Consider the following 26,046-nt stretch of genomic DNA (forward strand, 5'->3'; position numbering starts at 1 on the left):
TGACTTTTTATTTGCAGGCTGAAGTAACGAGAATGCGACGCGCAGTTATTCAAAATTAATAGAAATAATCTGTTCTTCCTCAATCCCATGCTCTTTTAAATAATTGCGATAAATTTCCAGAAGCATAGATTTTCCACAACGTCGTACACCTGTAACAATTTTAATCAACTGCTTATCTTTCCAGGCTATCAGTTTTTCTAAATATTCTTTTCTTTCTATAATCATAATAATGCTCCCTTCTTTTTTACTAATTATATTCCAAAAGCGATATAAAAATCAATAGTTTTTAGATTGCAATCCCAAAACTATTGATTTTTATATTTTTACCGGAACAAGAGTCAACTTACTATCTGTTTCTGCGTGAATCAATATTTTTTTACTGTATTATTCGCCTCCACATAGCTATCATTTTCCCCTGAGATATCGTTTTAATAAGAACGTACAGAAATATGGAAATGTATAAATCCCGTCTTCTATTCCAACATTGCTGTCTGCAAGTTTTATTCCCCAATGAATATCTCCATAAGAATCACCGGATATCAATTGCCTCAATGACTTAGACCGGTTCCTGTTCGCCTTCACTTCTACCGGAATCAACTCATCCTTTGTTCTTACAAAAAAATCTTCTTCCAAGGTAGCATTTTCTTTTTTATAGTAATATAGTCCAAGCCCCTGTTTCACAAACGCCTCTGCTACAAAATTTTCATATAAAGCACCTTTGTATACTCCAAGATTTTTATTCGCCCGAAGATCTTCTTGTGCTTCCTCATCTAATGAAGCAATCAACAATCCTGTATCTGGATAATAGATTTTGAATTTTGAGTCATCATAGTTTCCCTTTAATGGAAGCTCCGGATACTGTAGACAATAACATACAGAAATCACACCTGCATCTTCGAGCCAGGTTATACATCCCATATATTCTCGACTTCTGGCTTTTTTGTCTATTTTACTTAATTGAAATTTTTTATTTTCTTTTGCAAGCTGTACAGGTACGTTCCGATAGACACTTACAATTTTAGTCTGATCCAGACCTTCAGCGTATTTTCTGATATCCTCTTCATAATCCATCTGGATCTGTCTCTGGATTTCCAGAGTATCTGTAAAAAGATTTTTTTCAATATATACTTTTACTACTGCAGGCATACCGCCAAGTACACAATATTCCAAAAACAATTTCTTATAAACTGATAATTCGGTTTCTGAAAATGGAGTTCTTGTCTTCATATGTTTCAGGATATCTTCAATGTGCTTCTCTGAGTATCCTTTTGCCCACAGAAATTCTTCAAAATCCATCGAAAACATTTCATAATCTGTTTTATATCCCACACTATTACTATGAATTTTTCTGTAATTGATTCCAAGCAAAGAACCACTGCATATGACATCAAATCTTCCATCTATCCTGAATGACTTCAGAGCAGTTGCAATATCCGGAAACTCCTGTAATTCATCAAAAATAATCACAGTGTCACCTGCTATAAATCTTTTTGATGTATCTATCATAGAAATATTTTTTATAATATCTTCAACAGCATATCCGTCACTTAATATTGTTTTATATTTAGGTTCCAGAACAAAATTAATACTCACAATATTACTGTAATTTTGTTCTGCAAAATGATTAATAGATTCCGTTTTTCCAATCTGCCTTGCACCTTTTATAATTAACGGAAGTCTTTCTTCATTTTTTTTCCACTCCAGCAGGTACTCATCTATCTTTCTTTTTAAATACATAAAACCCCCTCCTTTTTTCAAAGTTATCACGTTTTATGAGCTTTTGTCAATCTATTATTCACGTTTTATGAGCTTTTATTTATAATATTTTCACGTTTTTATATAAAAACGTGAACTACTTTTCTTAACTACCTTTATTTCTATACGTTAAGTCCCCACTCACTGCTCATTGCTTTTCGCAATCACGCAAAGTGCTTATTTGATTCAATAAAAAAATAAATGCAACCCCTATATCTCTTTTTTCCTGCTTACAGATATAGAGGCTGCATTTGCCTTTATATTTATTTGTATGTAGCGTTGCAAAATCGTCATTATAAAGTCGACTATCCTTATACTTATAAAATACTATACAAAGTTGCAACATAGTAATACTTAAAAATAAGTTGTAATTTTCCGATATTCTGCCGGTGTCATATTCATCTGTCCAGTAAAAACCCGGGTAAAATATTGTAGATTGGGATATCCTACCTGTTCTGCTATCTGAGTAATCTTTAAATTAGACGAACGTAATAATTTTTTTGCCTCCTCCAAACGCAGTTCTGCAAGAATTTCAGAAAATTTTCTTCCGGTAGCCTGTTTGATAAAACGACTGATATACGAAGGATTTCTGTTTACATGTTCTGAAACATTTGTCAGACCGATTGGTTGTGAAAAATTATCATTCAGATATTTATAAATTTGCTGGATTAGCTGATTCTGATCATTATTATGCATACTTTGAATATTATCTGCAATATACTCCAGCCAATATTTCATATAGTCTGCTTTTGTCTTTCTTTCCGATTGTACATGAATCTGTTGCTCAAATGATTCCGTAATCTTATTTTTGCTTTCCTTATCCAATGGAATTCCTGAAAGAAATAAAAATATATTGGCACCTATCAACTCCATGATATTGTTAAAATATTTTTCTGTCTCTTTCTCTGTCTCATTGATAATCTTCTGCATCTGTTCGAATATTTTTTTCTTATTACCGGATCGAAGATATCTGATCAGTTCTGTAATTGCTTCTGTAACATCGAAAAAGTCATTTTCCTTATATTCCATCGGTAAATCCTGATATGAAAGCAACTGCGTACATCCCGTATCTTTTCCGTATTCCAGACATTTCAACACTTCCTTTTTCATCTGTTGAATATCAGACAGATTTTCAGAATAATGGCTGACAGCTATCATACAATCCAGTGGCTGCAACTGGGCCAGTTCTCTTCTGATCAGCTCTAATTTACTGCAGAATTTCCACAGTGTCTTTTCTTCTGTTGGCCAGATCATATAAAAGATACCACCATGTTCCAGTGCCAGTATCTCTTTAAATTTTTTCAGAAAAAATTCATGGATTATATAACTGTAATAGCTCTCTTCTTCCAAAGGCATATGATTCCTGTCATATGTAACAGCCACCACTCTATATCCGTTTATTGCAATCCGCAGCTTCTGCTTTTGCAGTTCCATCTGTTTTTCTGAAAAAATTACAGGTTGAAAAAAGAGTTTTTCCACAAATTGTTGTCTGATCAGCTCCTGATTTTTAACAAAATAATCCTGGAAAATCTGATACATTTCCGTATGTTTTTGTTCTGCATGAAATGCACTAATCGCTCGATTTAAGCACTTGATTGCTTCCTGTTCATCTACGGGCTTTAAAAGATAGTCAAAAACTTTATACTCTATTCCATATCTGGCATATTCAAACTCTGCATATCCAGTCAGAAAAACAATTTTTGCTCCATAATCCATTTGATTGATCTGCTTTGCCAGATCGATTCCAGTGATGCCCGGCATACGAATATCTGTCAAAATAACCCCAGGTTTTTCCTGTTCAATATAATCCAATGCCATCTGTGCATCTGTAAAAGCACAAACCGTATGCATACCCCGTAGTCCCGTTTCCATGATCCTTTTTAATTTGTCTGATATCAATGGTTCATCATCTATAATTACCACTTTCATATCCTTTTTCCCCCTTTGTTTTGGGAATACAGATGGTTACTGCTGTCCCCGATGGCTTTACATGTTCCACAGTCAAACCATATTCCTTTCCGTACAGCAGCAAAAGTCTTTGCTGAATATTAAAGATACCAATGTGTTCCTTCTCTTTCAGTATTCCATTTTCTCTTATTTCTTCCAGCTGTCTGATAATAGTTTCCGGCATCCCATTTCCATTATCTTTTACAGTAATATAAATTGCATCTTCCGTTTCCTTCCCGGTTACTGCTATCATTCCTGTTTCTTTCAATTCTGAAACCCCATGGACAATTGCATTTTCCAAAAGCGGCTGTATCATCAGCTTTGGAATGTAATATTCATATAATTGTTCCGGTATTTCTACCAGACAGATAATATGTTCCTGAAAGCGCATTTTCTGAATATACAAATATTGATTTACATACTTTAATTCTTCTTCAATCTTTAAAAACTGTGCCCCTTTAATAGACATTCTCATAATGCTTCCAAGAGATGTTACCGTCTTTTTAACTTCCGTAGTCTTACCCATATCAGCAAGACTATTAATACAGTCTAATGTATTATATAGAAAGTGTGGGTTAATCTGAGCCTGAAGAGATTCAATCTGGGCATCTTTCATTAACAACTGCTGTTTATATACCTGCTGAATCAGCAAGTCAATTCTTTCCAACATCGCATTATAAACATTTGCCAGTTCTCTAAATTCATCATTGGAATCAACCTCAACATACGCATTGGAATTTATCTCTGTAGTCTGACGTAATTTTACAATAAATTTCTGAATCTGTTCTGCAATTTTAGCCGCAGTTATGAATAATGCAATTGAAATAATTGAAATTGCAGCCAAAATCATCACCATCTCTTTGAAGAAAATTTTATATACACTCTTAAAAAGCAGATTTTTATCCAAAATTCCTACAAGACTACACCCATCATATTGAAGATTATATCTGATAATTTTATAATTTCCAGATGGTTCTTTCAAAATGGTTTTACATTTATCATCAGATAAATTTGAACCATTAACCAGAATATTATTTTCTGAATCCAATATGAGAATAGCGTTCACATCTCTATCCTCTCCTGTCTGTATGATTTTTTCCATACCCGTTTTGTCAATATCCATCATCAGAAATCCGATTTTTTCATCACTTTTTTCTATTTGGGGAACGTAGATATTTCTTGCAAAAGTAATCATATTTTTCCTCACGGGATTTATACGAAGCACCGGCTTTCCATGCTTTTCTTCTGCTGCTTCTTTCAGTATTTCTGCAAAATCATTTGTCTGTTCTATTGTATTATAATAAATTGCATTATTAATATATAATTCGTTAAACTTATTATAAATACACACATTCATTAACGCATCCTGATTATTTGTAATAAGAGATCCTATCTGATAAGAAATCATATCAGTCAGTTTTTCCTGCTCTTCAACACTTAATACACTTTGACGGGTATTTAAATATTCCTGCACTTCATTTGTATAATATAAAAATTTTATGGTAGCCTGATTATAATTATCTAATAATGTATTAACCAGCTTCTTTTTTTCCATAACATTCTGTTCTGTCTGATCATATACCATCTGCTTCATCTGATCAAACATAATAACTGTAGTACTATAAAAAATTAAAAAATATCCTAAAACAACAAATGGGAGACAGGAAATAAGTAATTTATTTCGAATCGTTAATTTTCCATAAAACTTATATAATCGTCCTTTTTTTTCCTTCATCTCTTTTTAGTACCTCTCTTACAAACAGGAATCCCCGGTATAGCGCATATATCATGCGTCTATACCGGAGATTGATTCAGCAGATTCTATCTTCTGTATATAACACAGAAGCTAAAGCCTTTTGGTAAAAATACACTTCGCTCTTTGTCATACCACACTCTTCTTTTTCTCCAAGCAAATGCTTTTCTAATATTTCCTGAATACAGGAAATCTGGTCATCTATATAGATGCTTCCGATTGGTCGAAGATAATGACCCGGAAAAATAAGTTCATATGAATTTCTTAATTGAGATAATTTTTTCAATGATTCCAGATATGTACTCATTGTATCAGAAAACGTATCAAACATCAATACTGGCGTACTTACAACAGTATCTCCGGAAAATAGTAATCTGTATTTTCTGTCTAATAAACAAATTCCATCTTTAGTATGTCCTGGTGTATCCAAAACCTCCAAATCTCTATTTCCAAGATGGAAAACAAATCCTTCTTCTATTCCTTTCATCTCAAAGTCACCCATAATTGATGCATCAAATTCCAGGCTTGCTTCATAATTGTATTCTGGACGGGCTTCCTGTGAACGGAAAAATTCCTTACGTGACTGCAGATTATTCTGTTCCTGAATAACCGGAATTGCTTTTTTATGTGCATAAACCATTGAAAAGCGCCCATTTCCACCCACATGATCATAATGATGATGCGTATTTACTACATCATAAGGCAGATGAGTCATTGTTTCTACTACTGACCGTATATTTCCTATTCCAATGCCAGTATCAATCAATAAGGCTCTTTCCGTTCCAATAATCAAATACATAATATCTATACCAAACTCATCAATTGCCCATACATCCCTTGATACCTGCTGAAGTGTAAAACCATTTATCTTTTTTATGTTCATATTATCTTCATAAAATGTACTCATCTTTACTTCTCCTGTCTTTTTTATTTTACTGCACCCGCTGTTAAACCGCTTGTAATATGTTTCTGTCCTACAATATAAATAATTATAATTGGTATCATACTTACAACTAATCCTGCAATCAAAAGATTCCATTGAGCATTAGTAGAAGATTTAAACATATATAAATTAACTGTAATTGTACGAAGGTTCACATCGCTGATCATAATACTCGGAAGTAACAGATCATTCCATGTCCAAAGGAAAAACAAAATGCCAATTGTCACTGTTGTGGATTTTACCAGTGGCAAAATAATCTGCACCATTGTTCTGAAAGGTCCCGCACCGTCAATTGCAGCAGCCTCTTCCAACTCTCTTGGCACACTCTTCAGAAAACCAACATATGTCATAACACCAAACGATGTATAAAACCCACTATAAAATATAATCAGTCCTAAATGCGTATTAGTCAGTCCCAGTTTTGTAGATAACATAGAAATTGCAATCATAACTGCATGAAACGGAATAATCTGTCCTACTACAAACAATGTGTATAATTTGTCACCTGTCTTTTGAGGAAGATGTGAAATTCCATATGCACTCATAAAAGACACGGCACTGGCAACTATGACAGTACATACCGTCACAAACAGCGTATTGCGAAATACTGTCCAAAAGTTCATAATCCGCATTGCTTCAGAAAAATTTTCCAGATATAAACTTTTGGGAAATGAGATAAACGAGGTTAATATATCATTATTCGGTTTAAACGCATTCATGATAATAAGAAAAACCGGAAGTATAAAGATAATTCCAAGGCACAGCCACAAAATACTTTTTAAAACTACTGTTTTATTCATTCCTTCTTTTTCCACTTTACATCTGTACCTCCCTTTTTCTAGTAATCTTAAGCTGAATCAATGCAATAATACCTACCAGTAAAAACAGTATTATAGATTTTGCAGAGCCATATCCCATTTTAAACGAACCAAATGCATCATTATATATATTCAGTGCAATTGTCTGTGTACTATTTGCCGGACCTCCACCAGTCAGTGATAACGGAATGTCAAATGCTTTGAAAGCTCCTGCAATTGATACAAAGAGATTAATTGTAATTGTCGGCATTAACAATGGCAATTGGATATAAATAATTTTCTTAATTCCTGTACATCCATCCAGAACAGCTGCTTCCAACACATCTTTTTGTATTGTCTGCAATCCTGTAATGTATAACATCATAAGAAAACCGGTAGACTGCCATGTTGTTACTAAAATAACTGTAAAAGCCGCAGTACCTGCATTTCCAAACCAGCTGATATTAGCCAATGCATCTACGTGCAAAATTTTGGCCAGATTTGGAATGGCTCCTGTAAAAATAAAAGACCATACAAAAGAAACCATTACACCACTGATAATATTAGGAATAAAAAATAAAGAACGTATTACGCCTTTACACCGTACATTTGAATCTAAAAAATATGCTATTACAAAGCCAATCAGATTTGACATTAAAATTGATATTACCGCCAGAATTAAAGTAAATACCACAGAATGAATGAATGTCTCGTCTCCAAGAAGCTTAGTGTAATTTCCCAGACCGACAAAATCTTTATTTCCTTTTATCAAATTCCAATTATAAAAAGACGCCGGAAGTGTTCCTAAAAGCAATGGACCTGCAAGTGCAAGAACATATAATAACATTGACGGAATCGTAAGACCAAAATAAAACCATTTATTTTTTTTACAACAATCCAACATAAAATTATCTTCCTTTCTGATAACAAAAGCTTCTGCAACATTTCTGCAGAAGCTTCTGTTACCACTTATATCTTTCCCGATTTTACTTTACTCAAGAAGCTCTGAAAATTTCGAATCTAACTGATCTAAAGTAGTATCCATATCCGTTGTTCCGGCAAAATATCCCTGAATTACCGGCCCAATCATATCGCCAGCGCCGGACTCAAGCTGTGAGTATACCCATGGTTTTGTCTGGTTATTTGACATATAATTCTTATAATCTTCGAAATACTGATATTCTGTTGACATTGTAAAATCCATTGCAGGTGGTGCTGCGCCCATTGAATCAGCACTATAATGCATCCATCCGTTTTCATCTGTGTTATCGCTTAGATAATTCAGAACCTCACGCACTGCATCCAGATGTGGAGTATTTTGATTTACTGCAATACAAATTCCTACATCTACATCAAGTTTTGCATCTTCCTCATTTTCTGTGAGTGGTACTCCAAACAGACCAACCTGTAAATCCGGATTAATACTTTGTGCATTCAGAAGAGAAAATTCTCCGGTCACAATCATAGCAGCTTCACCTGATGCAAATGCATTAAAGCCTGATGTGGAATCTGCATCCATATAATTTCCACCGGAATTTTCTTTCATCATATCCATAAACTCAAATTCAAGTGAAGAATTATCATTCCTGAAACTTCCTTTTCCTGCATTCATATCTGCAACCCATGACTCATAATCTCCAACTGCGGCTCCCTGCAGACAGCTAAATAAATGATTCAATGTCCATGCATCTTTATAGGTGGCTGCAAATGGTGTAATACCACTTGCCTGAAGTTTTTCACATACTTCTTTCATTTGTGAGAATGTTTTCGGTACTTCTGTAATTCCGGCCTTTTCAAATAACTCCTGATTATAATAAACTCCCAACATTTCCAGAGCCATTGGATACGCATAAATTTTTCCATCATAGCTGCATGCATCTTTTACAGAATCATAAATCTTTGTTGCAAATCCTTCCTCACTCAAATCCACAATTCTGTCTGTTGCTGCAAACTGCTGCACCTGTGCATATGGATTCAGGAAAAACATATCCGGAAGATCATTAGATGCCACCTTTGCTCCAAGATATTGGCTATAATCTCCTGATTGCATTTCAACTACAAAATTAATTTTATCCTGGCGCTTATTAAATTCATCTGCACCTTTCTGAAAATTATCTGCTGCTCCAGAAGACCACACCGCTAATTTAACGGTTTCTTTTTCGTCTGAATCCGCTTTTACAACTGTTGCTCCACTAATCATGACTGTCCCCATAGCGACTGTCATCATCAGGCTAATCATCTTTTTCCTCATAAAAACTCCTTTCTTTTACCTTACCTGCTTTGTCCTTTTGTTATTTTAGAAGTACTTCTTTTGTTAACAATATAATAACAATCCCTGCTTTCTTTTTCCATACGTCAGATTATGACAAAACATATACATTTTTTTACCTTTGCCAAAAAAGACGCAAGCCACATTTCTGTGGCTCACGTCTTTCTCTGCTCATATTTTCGTCATTCAGACTTTTTACTCTATTTATGATAATTTACTCATGGCAGCAGACTTTGCATATGGCATCACTTTCCACAGCACTCCACAATGGTTTTCTCCACATCTTCTATCTGAAATGGTTTTGCCAGATGTGCGGTCATGCCGGCTGCGAGACACCTTTTTGCATCTTCCTCAAATGCGTTTGCAGTCATTGCAATAATCGGAATTGTTTTTGCATCTGCCCTGTCCATGGCACGTATGGCTTTTGTTGCTGCAATACCATCCATAACAGGCATCATGACATCCATCAATATGGCATCAAAGGTTCCCGGAGGATTATTTTCGAAGTGCTCCACCGCCTGTCTGCCGTTTTTTGCAACTGTAACCTTCGCACCGTCATCTGTCAGCAGCATTTCTATGATTTCAGCATTAAGCTCATTATCCTCGGCTGCCAACAGATGCAGTCCACGAATATCATATTTCTCAGCAATTTCCTCATCCTTTTTCTGTTCCTGGGCAATCTCAAAGGGAATGGTAATGACAAACACAGATCCAACTCCCACCTGACTTGTCACTTCAATACTTCCATTCATCTGCTCAATCAAGCCTTTAGTGATCGCCATTCCCAGACCGGTTCCCTGATAAACACTACGGGCATCTGTTTTTTCCTGTGAGAACGGATCAAAAATATGACTCAGGAACTCCGGACTCATCCCTATACCTGTATCAGAAATCGTCCATCTGTATGTACAGATCCCATCCTGTACATCTGCAGCCTCCATTACCGTAGTAATCTTTCCTCCCGGCTGGTTATACTTAATACAGTTTCCATAGATATTCAGAAAAATCTGGCGAAGATGCAGTGAGCTTCCATAGACATAAGGATAGGGAATATCCTCCTTATTTTTCTCATAAATCCACTGAATGTCCTCATCTGCTGCCCTGTGAGTGATAATACTCTCAATCTCATAAACCAGATCTTTGAGACAGATATATTCATGAGTCAGAACAATATGACCTTCCTCTATTTTACTCATCTGCAGAACATCATTGATAAGGGAAAGCAAATAATCCGCTGCTATCTTCATCTTTTTATGATTTTCCTGTATCAGTTCCTTATCCTCAAAATGAGTCTCGTCAATCTTTAACAGACCAATAATACCATTCAGAGGTGTCCTGATATCATGGCTCATACGGCTGAGGAAATTCGTTTTTGCCCTGCTTTCAGCACGCATCTCATTGAAGGCGGCCTGAAGGCGTGCCTGTTCCTGCTCATCCCGTTCATGTCTCTGTGTGGTATCCTGCAGCAGAATGATCGCATAAATCATAGGCACCTCCGCAAGGATTTCTGTATCAAACACCACCATCCTGGTCATAAGAACTGTTTTCTGTACCCAGCGGATACTTCCATCATCTTCGCGGGCACAATATTCCACAGACATATTTGTTTCTCCGTTCTCAAACCTCTTACGAAGTTTTTCACAGTTATCTGTCATGCAGTAACCGGCAATTGTTTCCTGGGTGATTTTTTTCTCATATTCCCAGCAATAATCCCGATAAGAACATGGAAGTGGGTAGTCCATAAAAAGTTCCCGGCTCTTCTGTTCTTTTCCATTCAGTACGATTCTTCTTTCCAGAGCATCCTTTGTCAGATTTACTGTATAGATCACATCTGACAATTCCAGAAGCGCATCCACATAGCTGTCATTTTCCAGGATTGACTGTTTCAGTTGTTCATAATAGAGCTGAAGCTGCTCTTTTGCACCTGTCTGACCCTCAGAAGTCTTTCGGATGGTTTCAAATGCCAGAAGAAAATGATGCAGCTTTTTGTCCTCATCCCAGTCCACCGGAATCAGTGTCAGGCGGTTATATGCCCCCTGTTTTCCGATATTATACTCATATTCCAGAACATCTTTCTTCGTATGCATCTTCTTTTGAAGTTCCGAAATCTGCAGTCCTTCGCGGATATCTGCCTGACTGGATTTTTCAACCTGTTCCTCTATGATCTGTTCCACTGCTCCGGAATATGCACCATCAGAGGCCAGGAAAAAATTTTCACTGGAACGGATTGCCCGATAAGTATCCATCCTGGCATCACAGTACAGACAATCCGAGAAATTACTGCCATGCTGATTAAGCAGCTTTAACAGCTGATATCCCTGATGCTTTTCTGCAGCAGCTTCTTCCCTTTTTACATGATTCTTATTGATATACATGTTTTTGTCTGCGCAGTTAAACAGTTCTCTCATTGTACTTCTGGGAAAATCGCCGGCCAGTGCAAAGCCTGCTGCATAGCTCAGGGGAGTATCCGGATACACTTTGGATTCCTCTCTCATATCTCTGCGCACCTTTTCAAGGCACTGTGTCATCTGTTCCCTGTCCAGTCCATGGGTAACTGCAAGAAACTCATCTCCACCTGCTCTTCCCACAAACTGCTCTGCCGGCATGGAAGCCCGCAGGCAGATGGCAAATCTACGGATATAGGCATCACCAGCTTCATGACCTCTGCTGTCATTAATACGCCGGAGATTATTAAGATCAAAACTGCAGACACCGGTATCTGCATCCGGTTCTTCCTCACTCAGTAATTCTTCACATTTATTTTTGTTCGGAAGTCCCGTCGCATCATCCAGATATACCTTTCGCTGCAGTAAACGATTCATTGCAGCATATTGTATTGCTTTGATGAATTCATATCCGATCAGCAGCATCAATACAACAATATCTGCTGTGATATATTTCTCAAGCAATGATAAGGATGTGGCTTTTTTCTGCGAATATTTTTCAGCCAGGCCTGTTGCTTCATCGCAAATCACAAAAAACTCCTCACTTTCCGGAATAATATCTGTGTTTCTGGCTCCTTTGAACCTCACAAGATAAATTTTCTTATACAGGTCAGAGAATTTATCATCCAGTTCCTGCATTTTATTCTGAAAATCAACATCATTGAGACGTACAAGATTTAATTCATCATTTCCATTTCGCAAACCGTCAATAAAAGTTCTTATATCATGGATCATCTCATTTTCCTGCTGCGTGGAAAGCTCCAGTTTTATGAGTCTCTGTGTCTCTCCCCTGACTAAACCGGTATAATTTACAATACGGGCCGTTCCCTGAATATCTGAGACAATTCCCATCATTATGATAATAAGGATAGCCAGAATAACTGCCAGAACACCAATACTGACCTGAATAATGCTGGATTTCTTTTTCTTATTCTTTACTTCGGACATTACCTCCCCCTTCTTGTTTTATTCTGGAAAAATACTTTCTGCACTCTAACTATTTTACCGTACTTTTTCCGTTATGCCTACCACAAATTTATTAATACTATATCGATTCCATAAAATAATGCTACCTTTTCGGAACCATATGGTTCTGTATAGTTGCAGTATGCATATTAATTAAGAGGCTTGCTATAAATTTCCAAACAGGCATCAAAAACACCCGGCAAAATTACTTTTCATAATCTGCCGGGTGTTCTCTTTCGCCCTCTCTGTATAGATTATTGATAATGTCTTCCAGACGGTCGAAGTTATATTTTTCTTTTTCAGTTTTTTATTTGACTGCTCCGGTAATACCTTCTGCAAACTGTTTCTGTAATACAAAGAATACGATCATTGTAGGAATAGAACAGAACAATACACCGCACATCAGCATACCATAATCTGTCACATAACCTGTGATCAGGTTGGCGATCAGCATTGGCATGGTCATTGCCTTGTTGTCTGTCATGATTACCTTTGGCCACAGATAAGAGTTCCATGCATTCATAAAGGTAATAACAGCAGCCGCTGCATATGTAGATTTCATTGTAGGAATGAACATCTGGAAGAAAATCCTTACTTCATTGAGTCCGTCAATACGTGCAGCTTCAATAATATCAACCGGGAATGATCTGGCATTCTGACGGAACATCATGATCATAAACGGCGTGGAAATAATCGGAAGGATAAAACCTACTGCTGTATTCAAAAGTCCTGCCTTGGAGAACATTTTGAATAACGGAACCATAGTTGCAACCTGCGGAACCATCATAGCCAGAAGCAGGATTGAAAATACTCTGTCTTTCCACTTATCATGGTAAACTTCAAATCCGTAACCTGCGATAGAGCAGACCAGAAGACAGATCACTGTAGTAAGGATTGCATAAAAGAAAGAGTTTCCAAGTGCTCTCCACAGTGGCTGCTGGGATGTAAGATTACGGAAGTTTTCCATAAAATAGCTTCCCGGAATAATTCGTCCACGTGATACATCTGTGGATGTATTAGTTGCGGCTGAAATCATCCAGTATAACGGGAATACTGAAATAAATGACACGATGATCAGAAAAATATAGGTTGGAATCAATCTTCTCTGAATGGCTGATTTGTTTTTCTTAGTCACGTGTATCACCTACTTTCAAATTAATAAATGCAAGTACAGCTACCATAATGAATATGATAAATGACATTGCTGCTGCATATCCAAAGTTTGGTACGTTAATAAAACATGTATTGTAAATATAGTGGGACATTGTGATTGTTGAGTTTGCCGGTCCACCCTTTGTCAGGTTAACAGACTCATCGAACAACTGCAGTGTACCATTAATTGACATGATAAATGTCATAATAATTGTCGGTTTCAGAAGCGGAACAGTAATCTTCCAGAAAGTCTTCCAGCCATTGGCGCCATCAATCTTGGCTGCTTCATATACAGAATATTCAATATTCTGAAGTCCTGCCAGATAGAATACCATGTTATATCCGGTCCATCTCCAGATCAGCGCAAGGATAATTACAATCTTGGCACTGGCGGAATTTCCCAGGAAATTATAGCCGGTAGATAAGATCCCAAGTTTGATCAGAATACTGTTGATCAGACCATCTGTAGCAAACATGGAACGGAAGATCAATGAATAGGATACCAGGGATGTTGCACATGGCAGAAATACACAGGTACGGAAGAATCCCTTAAATTTCAAATCTTTGTTATTCAGAAGCTGTGCCAGAAGAATTGCCAGTATCAGCATGATCGGCACCTGAATGATCAGATACAGGAATGTATTTACAATAGACTGCTGAAATACCTTGTCTGCCAGAATACGTTTATAGTTGCTAAAGATCGGATCTGCAAATCTCATATTTGCTCCGGCTCCGGTCTGCAGGGAAATGATAAATGCACGTATCATTGGATAAAAGCTCATGATCGCGATCATGATAGTTGCAGGAGCCAGGAACGTCCATCCTGCTGCCCTCTGCTTGCCAAGCAGAGACATACCTTTTTTCTTAGAATTCACGTGAACTCCTCCTTTCAAAAAACTCTGTAACTGTTCAGCATTTTGCCGGACAATTACCAACTCTTTGCAGTAAGATGGGGGACTGCTGGCAGTCCCCCGCACTTACCTGTTTTCATTCACTTAATCACTGTCTACAGATTGCTTCACAGTTTCACTGTTCCCGCAGTCCTGACATCATCTGATCCTGCGATCAGAATTTATTCAGTCATCTTGAATGCCAGAGTATCCTGAGCTTCCTGAAGGGCATCTTCTACAGGTGTGCCGTTTACGATATTTACAACTGCTGTGTTGACGCATTCTCTTGCTTCATAATGATACGGTGTTTTTGTGAACTCCGGAATATGAGAAGAGTATTCTACAATTGTGGAGAAGATTGGCTGTCCACCAAAGAATTCATTTGGCTCGTTGTAAACCTTAGATTCACCTGCCGGCAGATAACAGGAGATTGCACCTGCTTCCGGAAGGATTGTATCATAGAACTCTGTGCTGGAACCAAATGTACTTGCAAGGAAATCTTCTGCAAGTTCTACATTCTGGCAGTTGGATGTAACATACCAGGAAGATCCACCATTGTTTGCATAGTTTGTAGCTGTATCAACATCGTCTACTTTAGGCATTGTTGTGATCTGCCACAGACCCTTCTGATCTTCTGTAGACATCAGAGTAGCTGTGATCCAGTTACCATTTACAATACCTGCTGCCTCACCGCCTGTAATAGTAGCAATATATTCATCCCAGTTATTTACAAGTTTAACAACGTCATTCTTAACCAGATCTACATAAAGATTGATGCATTTCTCTGCAACTTCATTGCCTACGATGTAAGCTTCGCCATCTTCGTTTACGAAGTTAGCTCCGCAGGACTGCATCATCATCATCAGAGTATCGCCACCTGTAGCTTCACTTGTAAGAAGATATTTTCCGGTTTTTTCATGAACATCTTTACCGATTTCCATGAACTTGGACCATGTGATATCTGTCAGATCATCAATAGTATATCCTGCCTCGTCAAGGATATCTGTACGATAGCATGCAATAACAGCACCATTATCAAACGGAACACCATAGTGTGTATCATCTACCATGGAATAGGACTGTTTCAGTTTACCAAAATCATCCCAGTTAATGTTGATATCTTTCAGATCTGTGAATGCATCCGGATAGCTCTTCAGATATTTCTGATAGCTGTTGTCCTGCATAAGAACGATATCAGGAAGTGTGCTGTAATCGCCTGCATTTGCTGCTGTTGTCAGTTTAGTCTGGCAGTCATCAGAAGATGTCTCTACGATATCTACAGAAAATCCCTCATGATCTTTTGCATACTGATCTGCTGCGATCTGCATGGATTTGATGTTGAAGTTCTGATCCCACGCCCATACAGTTAACTTGTTGTCATCATCAGATTTCGCAAAAACAGCTGTAGCTGATCCTGCAAAGGATGCTACCATAGCACCGGTCATTAATACTGCGAGTAATTTTTTTCTCATATTATATCCTCCTTTATTAAGCTTATTCTTTCTTCCGAATTGCTTGTAAGCTGATTATAGCATCCGATTTTCAGGTATAGTTTGCATAACCGCACACATAATGTGCAATTTCGACCATTTTATGTATTTTGCACTATTAAAAATATTTAAAAATATATTTTTTGTTCACTTTCTCATTTACTATGTTTTTACTATATAATTTTAATAACGAAGGCCACTTTCATGGACAAAAAAATATATATTTTTGTCTTTAAAAATGGCTTTTGTTCTTATTTCATAAATTTTCCGTTCAATTTTTGTACATATTTTACAGTTTTTAATTTATTTTATGCAAAATAGACTTTTTCAGGATATTGTGTTTTCATCGCATGAAGCAGTTCCTCATTAAGATCAAGAAGCAGTTTTATTTTGTGCCCGTCTTCCCGGATGATCATTGTATAATAAGGAGTATCTTCATCATAAGAGGTATAATCGTATTTTTTCAGCTTCTCCGTTCCACCATTCTTTTTGTACCTTGCAACACTTTCATGCCAGTGCGGTGCCACTGTCTCCAGATTACTCAGTTCCAGTATATGAGCTGTTTTGCGATACTTCTTGCCATAGATCACATCTATTTCAAACTGACCGTTTTCCATCATGTATTCATAATCCTTCTGACTGAATATATCAAAGACAAAATACAGCCCTGCAAGCAGAAATCCCGGAAGCATAAATGCCTGGGAAATCGTGATTCCCATAACCACAAAAAGCACTGCAAAAATAATCATTACCACACGCAGGACTCCGGACATACTCTTTTTCTTTCTTGATACCTGCTCCACAATCTTATAGTTCATAACTTTTTTACCATCCTTCCTCTGAATGAATATAGAAATCCAAAAGCTGCTGTTCATAATTCTCCGGCCGCTTTCTCCATTCAACCGGAGTCACTCCCATTATCTGTCTGAAGTTCCTGTTAAACGTTGAATTGGTCGTGAAACCACATTTGTGCGCAATATCTGCCACCGGTGTATCTGTTTTCTGCAGAAATTCACAGGCAGTATGAATCCGCACAGAATTAATATACTCCAGAGGACTTACCTTCATATGCGATGTAAACACTCTTCTGAAATGAGTTTCACTGATATGGCAGATCTTCGCCAGATCCTCTATCCGGATATCCTCCATATAGTGATAAGAAACAAAATCCAGTACGCGGGTGATCATATTTGTAAGTTTCCCTGTTTCCTCTTCCACCCTGTCTTCCGGTGAAGCCCGGTTCAGTCTGGCAATTTCTACTAGTAATGCCGCAAGAACTCCACTGGATTCTTCAATATAAAATTCTTCTCCCTCACGCATGATATTCATGATCTTAAGAATTTTTGCAGCTATAGAGGGGGACTCATTCTCTTTCAGAAATAAAGCCTTAGAATATATTCTCTGAATCATTTTTTCAGCCTTTACCGGATTGTTCAGAAATTTTTTCATAAAACCTTCCACATCTATGAAAAGATACTCCCATTTACTGACCGTACCCAGATCACTGTTAGTCGTATGAGCATAATTGGGTGGAATCACCGTAAATTCTCTTCCCGAAAACCGCATTTTAGCCTCACCAAACGCCATAACTCCATCCCCTTCGTAACAGAAACCAATCTCCAGATAATTATGAAAATGAAGATAATCCACATCATTTCCATAATTCTGAACCCACTTCTGCCCCAGAAGAGCCAGAATCGGACTTCCGGCAGGCATCTGGTAATAGCGGAATTCCATCTTCGGTTTTTTTCTCTTCTTTGCCATACAGTCACCTCATTTTCTGTTCTGTATTTTCACAATATGATTCTACCAGTTTTTTATATATTTTTCGATATTTTTGTACATTTTCCAACAAAAACATACAAAAACACCTGGCAGACTACTTTTTATAGTCTGTCAGGTGTTTTTCTGATCCCACACTGGATTGCATCTGTCGGGCAAACTTTCTTGCACCTGCCGCAGCGGATACATTCCGGACTGTTGGAGTTTTCCACAGGGTCTACGATCATCTGGCATGCTTTTGCACATTTTCCGCATTTTATACACTTATCTTTATCCACTCTGTACTTATACAGAGAGACAGGATTAAAGATGGAATAAAGCGCTCCCAGGGGACAGATATATTTGCAGAACGGACGGTAGATCATAATGGAGAGAATGATCGTTATGACAAGGATCACATTCTTCCATATGTACAGCCAGCCCAGTGCACTGCGCATGGATTTATTCAGAAGTACCAGTGGCAGTCCGCCCTCCAGTGTTCCTGCCGGGCAGATAAGCTTACAGAAGTACGGTGCACCCTGTCCCATAATATCCACCAGAAACAATGGAAGCAGGATCACAAATACTGCAAAAATCACATATTTCAGCTTACGAAGCAGCTTGTCGCCTTTGAATGTGCGGATTTTCTTAGGAAATGGAATCTTATTCAGCAGATCCTGAATCAGTCCGAAGGGACAGAGAAAACCGCAGATCAGTCTTCCCACCATAGCTCCGATGAAGATAAGAAATCCCACCACATAATAAGCCATCTTGAAATTCCAACTCCCTATCACAGCCTGAAGAGAACCGATAGGACAGGCGCCAACAGCACCGGGGCAGGAATAGCAGTTCAGGCCCGGAACACAGGCATTTTTCAATTTGCCTGTGTAAATTTTGCCTGTGACAAAGCCGGTAACATGACTGTTTGTAATGAACGCCCACAGTGCCTGGATTCCGTGGCGGGGCCACTCATTGATCCTCATATTTTTTGTGTTTTGTTTCTTATTACTTTTGTTATCGCTGTTCTTTTGATTACTCATTTATCCTATTCCTACACATTCCATACAGATATTAATGGCTTTTGTAAACACCACTGCCAGCTCTCCGCGGAAAATCCCATATCCCATAAAGCAGACTCCCACAAGCATAAGAATCAGCGCCGGCCATTTACTGTTCCATATTTTGCTGGTTTTTAATTTATTCATTTATTTTCCCTCTGTGACATTCTCCAGCTCTTTTTCCACGATCTCTTTCCACTCGTCCAGACTGTGGCTTCCGGAGTAGGTCTCACCTACAATATTTCCGTTTTTGTCAACAAAGAATGTTTCCGGGAAAGCAGAGATTCCATTGAGACGTCCGTTCATCATTCCGGAATCCGGGATCAGGAATGGATAGGATGCCTTTGTTTTCTCCTGAAGTACCTGAGCCTTTTTCACTGCTTCCTCATCCTGCTTTCCATCACTGCCTACTGTATCCAGTGTCACGCCTACTACTCCTACTCCTTTATCCTTCATCTCCTGATAAAGCTTCTCCAGATCAGGAATCTCATTGACACATGGAGAACACCAGGTAGTAAAAATATTTACCATAGTCAGATCATATTTGCTGAAGATATCCTGTGTATAGGTTTTTCCGTCAACTCCTGTTGTTTCAAATTTGCCTACATTTGTTCCTTCAGCTGCCTCTGTACTGTCAGAAGTATCCTGTGGCTGGTCAAATGCAGAAAGCATCTGGAACGGGGTCATTTCTGTAAGTGTTACTTCAATCCCCTCCACGTCCTTTAACAGGTCTGCATCCGCATCTTTGTTTGTGCTGAGATAATATTTATATTTGCCATCACTACTGGTACCCAGTTCTTTATGCTCTGTACAGCCGGTAATCGTATCCAGATCTTTCTGGGATTCCTCATCATACATTCCGATCACACCTACTCTGCTGAGACTTTTCAGCCAATCGTCATATCCGGTGCCCATCTTATCCACCTCTGCATCCTTCTGCTCATCTGTCAGGGTGCACCAGCTTGCTGTAGCATATGTGACTGCATCTGCATTGTCATTCCATCTCTCATCTGTAAACATGGAAATGTTCTTCTTCTCCATCTGCTCTTTCAGATCTTTGGAAATCCCTAATTTCATTCCAAGGAATGGATATTCATAAGTATCCTGTGCCGGCTGAGCAATCTCTGACGGTTTGAAAGATCCTGCGATCAAGCCCTCGGAAGCTGCCACACTGCCATCTTCTGCTGCCTGAGCATCCTTTCCATCCGTCTGGACTACACCTGCTTCATCTGCAGGCACTGCAAGAGCCTCCCCTGCATGTACAGTTACAATACCTCCCATAGATGTCACACTTAATACCCCTGCTGCAAAAATCGCCATTAATCTCATTCTTCTGTTTTTCATTGTAAGTAAGCTCCCTTCATTTTTTACTGTTATGATTTTTATATTACTTTTAATTATTTTCCTGTGTCTGTCTGCAGATCTGGATTTTATCCCCGCATAACAGGCATCGTTTTATTGATATGCACACATTATAGCATCTGAGAAATAAAATCTGTGTTAAGAAAATAACTTTTTTCGAATTTTATTTTGTAATCAATCCCGAACAAATCTGAAACGTAGTCTGGCAGATATTCGCAATCCGCTTCGCTACATGGACCTACACCGAATAACTGCTCCGCAATTTGATGCGGTTAAAAAACTTTATAATCAGATATTTTAATATGAAATCGTTTTCTTTTTTATACGAATTTTATACTTCGTGTGCTATGATAAAATTGATAATATGTCAGAATCAAAAATCCTATCGTACAAACACTGACTATCTTCTAACCTTTTGATTCTGATATTATAAAACTATAAATCTGGAAATTCAAAAAGGAGACCATCATGCACATTTTAATTATAGAAGACGAAGAACAGCTCTGCCGTTCCATGGCAGAGGGACTCCGCATGGACGGATACGAAACAGATACCTGCTTTGACGGGGAAGAGGGACTGGAATTATGTATGACAGAAAATTACGACCTGATCCTTCTGGATCTGAATCTGCCAGGGATTGACGGTCTGGAAATCCTGCGTCAGTTCCGTACCTTCAATACCAATACTCCTGTTCTCATACTCTCCGCAAGAGTACAGATTCAGGATAAGGTGGAAGGTCTGGATCTGGGTGCCAACGATTACCTCACCAAACCATTTCATTTCGAGGAGCTGGAAGCCCGTATCCGCAGCCTTACCCGCCGTAAATTTATCCAGGAGGATGTCTGCCTGAGATGCAGCCGCATTACCTTTGACACACGCACAAGAGAAGCCAGTGTAGATGGCACGCCTCTTGCTCTCACCAGAAAAGAAAGCGCACTTCTGGAATACTTTCTGCTTCACCGCAACCGGATCATCAGCCCTGAGGAAATGATTGAGCATCTCTGGGACGGCAGTGTGAACAGCTTCAGTAACTCCATCCGGGTGCACATTTCTTCCTTAAGGAAAAAACTGAGAACTGCTCTTGGATATGATCCTATACAGAATAAGATCGGACAAGGATATATTATGGAGGACTAAATCTATGAAATTTTATTCAGAAAAACTTTCCCCCCGCAGGCTCTCTCTCCAGTGGCGGCTCACATTGCTGATCTCCGGGCTGGTTATCACAGCCTGTGCACTGATGTATTTCTTCATCAGCCGTTCTGCTGTGACCGGTCTGGAAGGGATCTCCGACTATGTAGTTCTGGTCACCCCCGATAATTCAAACCCGATCTCCATCAATGTAGATCCAAAAATCCTCATCCCTGATCTGGAAAACCAGATCCAGAATACCAAAAACAACTTTCTGTTCCAGAGCATGATCGCCACAGGTATCATTATTCTTCTCAGCAGTATCTGTACCTGGTTTGTCACCAGAAGAGCCCTGACCCCTCTGCGCAGATTCAGCGACAGAATCAGTCAGGTACAGGCACAGAATCTGTCTGAACCGCTGGAAGTCCCACTCTCAGAGGATGAGATCTCGCGTCTGACCAGATCCTTTAATGACATGCTTGCCCGTCTGGACAATGCCTTCTCTGCACAGAAACAGTTTGTGGCAAGTGCAGCACATGAGCTTCGTACTCCTCTAGCTGTAATGCAGACAAATCTGGAAGTTTTTTACAAAAAACCGGAACACGCACCCCAGGAATACGACAGACTTTTCACCATGCTTCAGGAACAGACCGGACGGCTTTCCCATCTTGCGGAAATCCTGCTGGACATGACAGGTCTTCAAACTGTAGAGCGTTCTGACACTATTTCCCTTGCAGCACTCACAGAAGAGGTTTTCTGCGATCTGGATCCGGTTGCAGACAAGCATCAGATCCGGCTTATTCAGACAGATGGCGACTGTACTGTTACAGGCAGCTATATCCTTCTGTACCGGGCAGTTTATAATCTGGTTGAAAATGCGATCAAATATAACCGGCCTTCCGGTTCCGTCACTGTAAGCATTCACACTGCAGAGTCTGCAGTCCTGGAGGTAACCGACACAGGCATCGGTATCTCCCCTGAAAATCAGGAAAAAATCTTTGATCCTTTCTACCGTGTGGACAAATCCCGCAGCCGTGCCATGGGCGGTGCAGGTCTGGGGCTTGCTCTTGTAAGCGAGATTGCCAGACAGCACAACGGTCAGGTAAAAGTAACCCAGAGCAGCGAAAAAGGCAGTACCATTGCCCTGATACTGCCTAAATCAACTGACTATTGATTTTTTCTCTTATTTATTTTTTTCCAGAATCTGAATCAGTTTCTGTGTATCTTCCATAGTAGTAGCCCAGCTTGTGGCAAAGCGGATCACAGAGTGTGTCTCATCATACTTCTCCCAGAATCCGAACTCCACATCCTGGGCTATTTTTTTCATTACCTCATTAGACACAATACAGAAGATCTGATTAGTGGGAGTATCCAGAGAAAGCTGATATCCATACTTCTTCAGTGCATCCTTGATCTGCTCTGCAGCTTCCATTGCAGGTTTGCCGATCCGCAGATACAGCCCGTCCGTAAACAGCTCACCAAACTGGATTCCTGCAATCCGTCCCTTGGCAAGCAATGCTCCATGCTGCTTGATGATCGTAAAGAAATGAGGAATCCGTCCTTTCTGCGGTATAACCACTGCTTCTCCAAACAATGCTCCGCATTTGGTTCCTCCAATGTAAAATACATCGCTAAGTTCTGCCAGACCAGTGAGAGTCACATCATTCTCCGGGCTTGCCAGTGCATAGGCAAGGCGGGCGCCATCCACATAAAGGGGAAGATGATTTTCCCGGCAGACTTTACTGAGAGCTGCTAATTCTTCTCTGGAATACAGGGTGCCATATTCTGTTGGCTGGGAAATATATACCATCCCGGGCATTACCATATGCTCATAATTGGCATCATCATAGAAATCCCTCACCAGCTTCTCAATCTGCTGTGCAGAGATTTTTCCATCTTTCTGCGGTACTGTCAGAACCTTATGTCCACCAAATTCAATGGCGCCCGATTCATGAGTTGCAATATGCCCTGTATCCGCAGCCACAACTCCCTGATAGGATTTCAAAAGTGCATCGATTACTGTGGCATTGGTCTGTGTTCCGCCAACCAGCAGGAATACTTCTGCCTCCGGCGCATTGCAGGCTTTTCTGATCTTTTCTTTCGCATCTTCTGTATATGGATCCTGACCATAGCCCACTGTTTTCTCCAGGTTTGTCTCCATCAGCTTCTTCATGATCGCAGGATGTGCACCTTCCATGTAGTCACTGGCGAAATATAAACGTGATTCTGTATTTTCCATTTTTATCGTTATGTCCTTTCACTGCACTATTTGCGCATTTGACTTTTTTATTCATAGCTTCTGTTCTGTACCGGAACGCTATTCATTCTGTTACTCTATTTTTCTTAGCATTTCTCCCATCTGCTCTTCTGACTTTCACAGATGGAGTTCCACTGACAATTCCCACAGATTTCTTTCCTCTTTCCTGATGCCAGGATTTTCTTTTGAACAACATCTGTAAAATCATCAAATTCCATGATCTGTCCATTCTCCAGGCCGCACAGTTCCAGCACTGCATTGTCATATGCTTCTACAAGTGAAAAGGAAGAACAGCATCCTTTTTCATTATTCGGACAGGCAAAACAGATCTCGTCTGTATCTGCATGAAGCTGTATCTTTGCTCCCTTCTGGAAAATATCCAGCATTTCCTGCATATGTGCGGAAAACCCGTTACTATATCCCTCACCCTTGAAATATGCAAGGCACATTCCATGGTGAGGGCGTAGTGGAATATTTTTTATAAAAGACATCTTTGTGCACCTTTCTCCTTAATTTTTTAACATATTGGATACTTTAACACAAAGCGTTTTTATTGACAACTTTTTTTATTTTATAGTTTACAATCCAATAATTCTATATACTGATCGGATCTCATCAGACTTACTGGATACAATCAGAAAAATCCTTTTTTACTTTTTCTTCATTTACCAGCCTTAGCTACCCTCATATTATAAAGAAAGGTACCCAATGATGCCAGAATAATCAGCACATATCCTGTAAAGCTGTACTTATCCGGAATCTCTCCAAACAGGACAAATCCCAGCATCGTAGCAAAAATAATCTGCGAGTAATCAAAGATAGAAATCTTTCCTGCAGGTGCATAGGTGTATGCAGCCGTAATCGTAAACTGTCCGCCCGCTGCGAATAATCCTGCCATCAGCAATGTCACAAGCTGCTTCATACTCATGGGTGTGAAATGGAACAACATCCAGGGTACAACCGACAAGCAGGAGAAAAATGAAAAATAAAACACGATAACCGGTCCCTTCACTCCGTGAGTTCCCAGCACACGCACCATCGTATAGGCAATTCCTGCTCCCAGTCCACCGCAGACTCCGATCAGTGCCGGAACAAGTGCCGCATTCTGAAATCCCGGTTTCACTACAAATAAACATCCTATAAACGCCAGCGCAACACACGCAGCCTGTGCCGGTCTGATTTTTTCCTTTAATAAAAGGAATGAAAAAATAATCGCGAAAAACGGAGATAACTTATTCAGGATTGATGCATCTGCCACCAACAGATGATCAATAGCATAAAAGTTACACAGAATCCCCAGTGTCCCGCACACACAACGCAGGATCAGCGGTCCCCAGTATTTCTTATCCACCTTCGGCACTGTACGATTCTTACAGAGAATTATCGCTGCAAACACCGCCGCCACCAGATTCCGGAAGAAACTCTTCTCCACAGACGGCAGATCACCTGCCAGACGTACGCTCACATTCATACAAGCAAAGAAAAACGCCGACAGGATGATCATTATCATACCCTTTATGTAATTTTCCTGTTTCATCAGATTTAACCTGCCTTTCTGTCCATGCAGACAGCTTCTTTTTATCATATGCTGTCTGTCATCTACCTGTTAATCATAGCACGGACAATTGTTTTAGTACAAATAGATTTTTTATTTCAATTCGTCCTAAACCATGATATACTATAAGAGCTGTCGAACCTCCAGCAGAAAGGAGGTGAGTTTCATGGAAGAAATTCTCGTCACATTTCTTGTCTCTGTTTTAGCAGGCGTAGTTAGCTACTACATATGCAAATGGCTGGACGGCAGACACTAGACAGCAACAGCCTAAACGGAACAGCTCACCGTAACGAGCAAGAAAGCCCTCAGAGCTGCAACTCTGAGGGCTTTTGTTTCTTTAGTTCGCTTCATGGAATCTCGTCACATTCCTTAGCTACTGTTAGTATATGCTGAAAAAAATAAAAAGTCAACTTAAAAATAATATTATCATATATCATCCTCTTCGCAGCCGGGTCGGTTAAATGTTACTGTTCACTCCGTTCACAGTAACGTAGCCAAAATTCATTCCAGATTGCC

The 26,046-nt window shown here is 39.1% G+C and carries 21 protein-coding genes and 1 pseudogene; 2 read left to right on the forward strand and 20 right to left on the reverse strand.

Annotated features, from left to right (window positions below; all coding sequences use genetic code 11):
* Positions 1-48: 48 nt before the first annotated feature.
* The 17 genes and pseudogenes from LJE11_RS15650 to LJE11_RS15730 all read right to left on the reverse strand — a co-directional run.
* Positions 49-222: pseudogene (locus tag LJE11_RS15650) on the reverse strand (AAA family ATPase); the annotation flags it as partial.
* A gap of 183 nt (positions 223-405) precedes the next feature.
* The gene (locus LJE11_RS15655) at positions 406-1,737 is read right to left on the reverse strand and encodes an ATP-binding protein (protein WP_227296202.1); all 1,332 of its coding nucleotides are present in this window, start codon (positions 1,735-1,737) and stop codon (positions 406-408) included.
* A gap of 372 nt (positions 1,738-2,109) precedes the next feature.
* The gene (locus LJE11_RS15660; protein ID WP_062808271.1) at positions 2,110-3,684 is read right to left on the reverse strand and encodes a response regulator; all 1,575 of its coding nucleotides are present in this window, start codon (positions 3,682-3,684) and stop codon (positions 2,110-2,112) included.
* Positions 3,662-5,437, reverse strand: coding sequence for a sensor histidine kinase (locus LJE11_RS15665; RefSeq protein WP_025578048.1), 1,776 nt, complete (start codon positions 5,435-5,437; stop codon positions 3,662-3,664). The genes LJE11_RS15660 and LJE11_RS15665 overlap by 23 nt, the downstream gene beginning before the upstream one ends.
* 76 nt (positions 5,438-5,513) lie before the next feature.
* The gene (locus tag LJE11_RS15670) at positions 5,514-6,362 is read right to left on the reverse strand and encodes an MBL fold metallo-hydrolase (protein WP_055152187.1); all 849 of its coding nucleotides are present in this window, start codon (positions 6,360-6,362) and stop codon (positions 5,514-5,516) included.
* Between the two features lie 20 nt (positions 6,363-6,382).
* Complete coding sequence (locus LJE11_RS15675; RefSeq protein WP_022380411.1) at positions 6,383-7,213, reverse strand: carbohydrate ABC transporter permease; 831 nt, start codon at positions 7,211-7,213, stop codon at positions 6,383-6,385.
* Position 7,214: 1 nt separating this feature from the next.
* On the reverse strand, positions 7,215-8,099 hold the full coding sequence (locus tag LJE11_RS15680; RefSeq protein ID WP_022380410.1) for a carbohydrate ABC transporter permease: 885 nt from the start codon (positions 8,097-8,099) through the stop codon (positions 7,215-7,217).
* A gap of 87 nt (positions 8,100-8,186) precedes the next feature.
* Entirely contained in the window at positions 8,187-9,446 is a 1,260-nt protein-coding gene (locus LJE11_RS15685; RefSeq protein WP_022380409.1) for an ABC transporter substrate-binding protein, read from the reverse strand.
* Between the two features lie 263 nt (positions 9,447-9,709).
* Positions 9,710-12,856 (reverse strand): ATP-binding protein, encoded by a 3,147-nt coding sequence (locus tag LJE11_RS15690; RefSeq protein WP_227296204.1) that lies wholly within the window; start codon positions 12,854-12,856, stop codon positions 9,710-9,712.
* 325 nt (positions 12,857-13,181) lie between these two features.
* On the reverse strand, positions 13,182-14,009 hold the full coding sequence (locus LJE11_RS15695; RefSeq protein ID WP_173706455.1) for a carbohydrate ABC transporter permease: 828 nt from the start codon (positions 14,007-14,009) through the stop codon (positions 13,182-13,184).
* Positions 14,002-14,901: a carbohydrate ABC transporter permease gene (locus tag LJE11_RS15700; protein WP_055054104.1), complete on the reverse strand. Its 900-nt coding sequence runs from the start codon at positions 14,899-14,901 to the stop codon at positions 14,002-14,004. Before LJE11_RS15700 ends, LJE11_RS15695 begins: the two co-directional genes overlap by 8 nt.
* A gap of 197 nt (positions 14,902-15,098) precedes the next feature.
* Positions 15,099-16,388 carry an ABC transporter substrate-binding protein gene (locus tag LJE11_RS15705; protein ID WP_227296206.1) on the reverse strand — a complete coding sequence of 430 codons (1,290 nt, stop codon included), beginning with the start codon at positions 16,386-16,388 and terminating at the stop codon, positions 15,099-15,101.
* Between the two features lie 326 nt (positions 16,389-16,714).
* Entirely contained in the window at positions 16,715-17,224 is a 510-nt protein-coding gene (locus LJE11_RS15710; protein ID WP_226840139.1) for a hypothetical protein, read from the reverse strand.
* A 7-nt stretch (positions 17,225-17,231) separates the two neighbouring features.
* Positions 17,232-18,170: a helix-turn-helix transcriptional regulator gene (locus LJE11_RS15715; protein WP_055152222.1), complete on the reverse strand. Its 939-nt coding sequence runs from the start codon at positions 18,168-18,170 to the stop codon at positions 17,232-17,234.
* A 122-nt stretch (positions 18,171-18,292) separates the two neighbouring features.
* Positions 18,293-19,207: a 4Fe-4S binding protein gene (locus LJE11_RS15720; protein WP_331466306.1), complete on the reverse strand. Its 915-nt coding sequence runs from the start codon at positions 19,205-19,207 to the stop codon at positions 18,293-18,295.
* Positions 19,208-19,372 (reverse strand): CD1871A family CXXC motif-containing protein, encoded by a 165-nt coding sequence (locus LJE11_RS15725; RefSeq protein ID WP_008705440.1) that lies wholly within the window; start codon positions 19,370-19,372, stop codon positions 19,208-19,210. It abuts the gene before it with no gap.
* On the reverse strand, positions 19,373-20,569 hold the full coding sequence (locus LJE11_RS15730; protein WP_227296208.1) for a TlpA family protein disulfide reductase: 1,197 nt from the start codon (positions 20,567-20,569) through the stop codon (positions 19,373-19,375).
* A 486-nt stretch (positions 20,570-21,055) separates the two neighbouring features.
* On the opposite strand from LJE11_RS15730, the gene LJE11_RS15735 reads away from it, so the two are divergent.
* Both LJE11_RS15735 and LJE11_RS15740 read left to right on the forward strand, forming a co-directional pair.
* Positions 21,056-21,724 carry a response regulator transcription factor gene (locus LJE11_RS15735; RefSeq protein WP_019160352.1) on the forward strand — a complete coding sequence of 223 codons (669 nt, stop codon included), beginning with the start codon at positions 21,056-21,058 and terminating at the stop codon, positions 21,722-21,724.
* 4 nt (positions 21,725-21,728) lie between these two features.
* Positions 21,729-22,892 (forward strand): sensor histidine kinase, encoded by a 1,164-nt coding sequence (locus LJE11_RS15740; RefSeq protein ID WP_227296209.1) that lies wholly within the window; start codon positions 21,729-21,731, stop codon positions 22,890-22,892.
* Between the two features lie 9 nt (positions 22,893-22,901).
* On the opposite strand, the gene LJE11_RS15745 is transcribed toward LJE11_RS15740, so the two are convergent.
* The 3 genes from LJE11_RS15745 to LJE11_RS15755 form a co-directional block, all read right to left on the reverse strand.
* Positions 22,902-23,957, reverse strand: a complete 1,056-nt coding sequence (locus LJE11_RS15745; protein WP_173721956.1) for a threonine aldolase family protein — start codon at positions 23,955-23,957, stop codon at positions 22,902-22,904.
* A 104-nt stretch (positions 23,958-24,061) separates the two neighbouring features.
* On the reverse strand, positions 24,062-24,466 hold the full coding sequence (locus tag LJE11_RS15750; protein ID WP_173721955.1) for a DUF1284 domain-containing protein: 405 nt from the start codon (positions 24,464-24,466) through the stop codon (positions 24,062-24,064).
* Positions 24,467-24,636: 170 nt separating this feature from the next.
* Positions 24,637-25,512 carry a DMT family transporter gene (locus LJE11_RS15755; protein WP_118342329.1) on the reverse strand — a complete coding sequence of 292 codons (876 nt, stop codon included), beginning with the start codon at positions 25,510-25,512 and terminating at the stop codon, positions 24,637-24,639.
* Positions 25,513-26,046 lie beyond the last annotated feature (534 nt).

The organism is Blautia sp. DFI.1.216 (genome assembly GCF_020594215.1).
In the GTDB taxonomy this organism is placed as follows: Bacteria; Bacillota; Clostridia; order Lachnospirales; family Lachnospiraceae; genus Blautia_A; species Blautia_A wexlerae.

Bases quoted from the DNA above. Each gene is read 5' to 3' on its own strand.
- LJE11_RS15655 (WP_227296202.1), bottom strand. From the start codon at position 1,737: ATGTATTTAAAAAGAAAGATAGATGAGTACCTGCTGGAGTGGAAAAAA.
- LJE11_RS15660 (WP_062808271.1), bottom strand. From the start codon at position 3,684: ATGAAAGTGGTAATTATAGATGATGAACCATTGATATCAGACAAATTA.
- LJE11_RS15665 (WP_025578048.1), bottom strand. From the start codon at position 5,437: ATGAAGGAAAAAAAAGGACGATTATATAAGTTTTATGGAAAATTAACG.
- LJE11_RS15670 (WP_055152187.1), bottom strand. From the start codon at position 6,362: ATGAGTACATTTTATGAAGATAATATGAACATAAAAAAGATAAATGGT.
- LJE11_RS15680 (WP_022380410.1), bottom strand. From the start codon at position 8,099: ATGTTGGATTGTTGTAAAAAAAATAAATGGTTTTATTTTGGTCTTACG.
- LJE11_RS15685 (WP_022380409.1), bottom strand. From the start codon at position 9,446: ATGAGGAAAAAGATGATTAGCCTGATGATGACAGTCGCTATGGGGACA.
- LJE11_RS15690 (WP_227296204.1), bottom strand. From the start codon at position 12,856: ATGTCCGAAGTAAAGAATAAGAAAAAGAAATCCAGCATTATTCAGGTC.
- LJE11_RS15705 (WP_227296206.1), bottom strand. From the start codon at position 16,388: ATGAGAAAAAAATTACTCGCAGTATTAATGACCGGTGCTATGGTAGCA.
- LJE11_RS15710 (WP_226840139.1), bottom strand. From the start codon at position 17,224: ATGAACTATAAGATTGTGGAGCAGGTATCAAGAAAGAAAAAGAGTATG.
- LJE11_RS15715 (WP_055152222.1), bottom strand. From the start codon at position 18,170: ATGGCAAAGAAGAGAAAAAAACCGAAGATGGAATTCCGCTATTACCAG.
- LJE11_RS15720 (WP_331466306.1), bottom strand. From the start codon at position 19,207: ATGAGTAATCAAAAGAACAGCGATAACAAAAGTAATAAGAAACAAAAC.
- LJE11_RS15725 (WP_008705440.1), bottom strand. From the start codon at position 19,372: ATGAATAAATTAAAAACCAGCAAAATATGGAACAGTAAATGGCCGGCG.
- LJE11_RS15730 (WP_227296208.1), bottom strand. From the start codon at position 20,569: ATGAAAAACAGAAGAATGAGATTAATGGCGATTTTTGCAGCAGGGGTA.
- LJE11_RS15735 (WP_019160352.1), top strand. From the start codon at position 21,056: ATGCACATTTTAATTATAGAAGACGAAGAACAGCTCTGCCGTTCCATG.
- LJE11_RS15740 (WP_227296209.1), top strand. From the start codon at position 21,729: ATGAAATTTTATTCAGAAAAACTTTCCCCCCGCAGGCTCTCTCTCCAG.
- LJE11_RS15745 (WP_173721956.1), bottom strand. From the start codon at position 23,957: ATGGAAAATACAGAATCACGTTTATATTTCGCCAGTGACTACATGGAA.
- LJE11_RS15750 (WP_173721955.1), bottom strand. From the start codon at position 24,466: ATGTCTTTTATAAAAAATATTCCACTACGCCCTCACCATGGAATGTGC.
- LJE11_RS15755 (WP_118342329.1), bottom strand. From the start codon at position 25,512: ATGAAACAGGAAAATTACATAAAGGGTATGATAATGATCATCCTGTCG.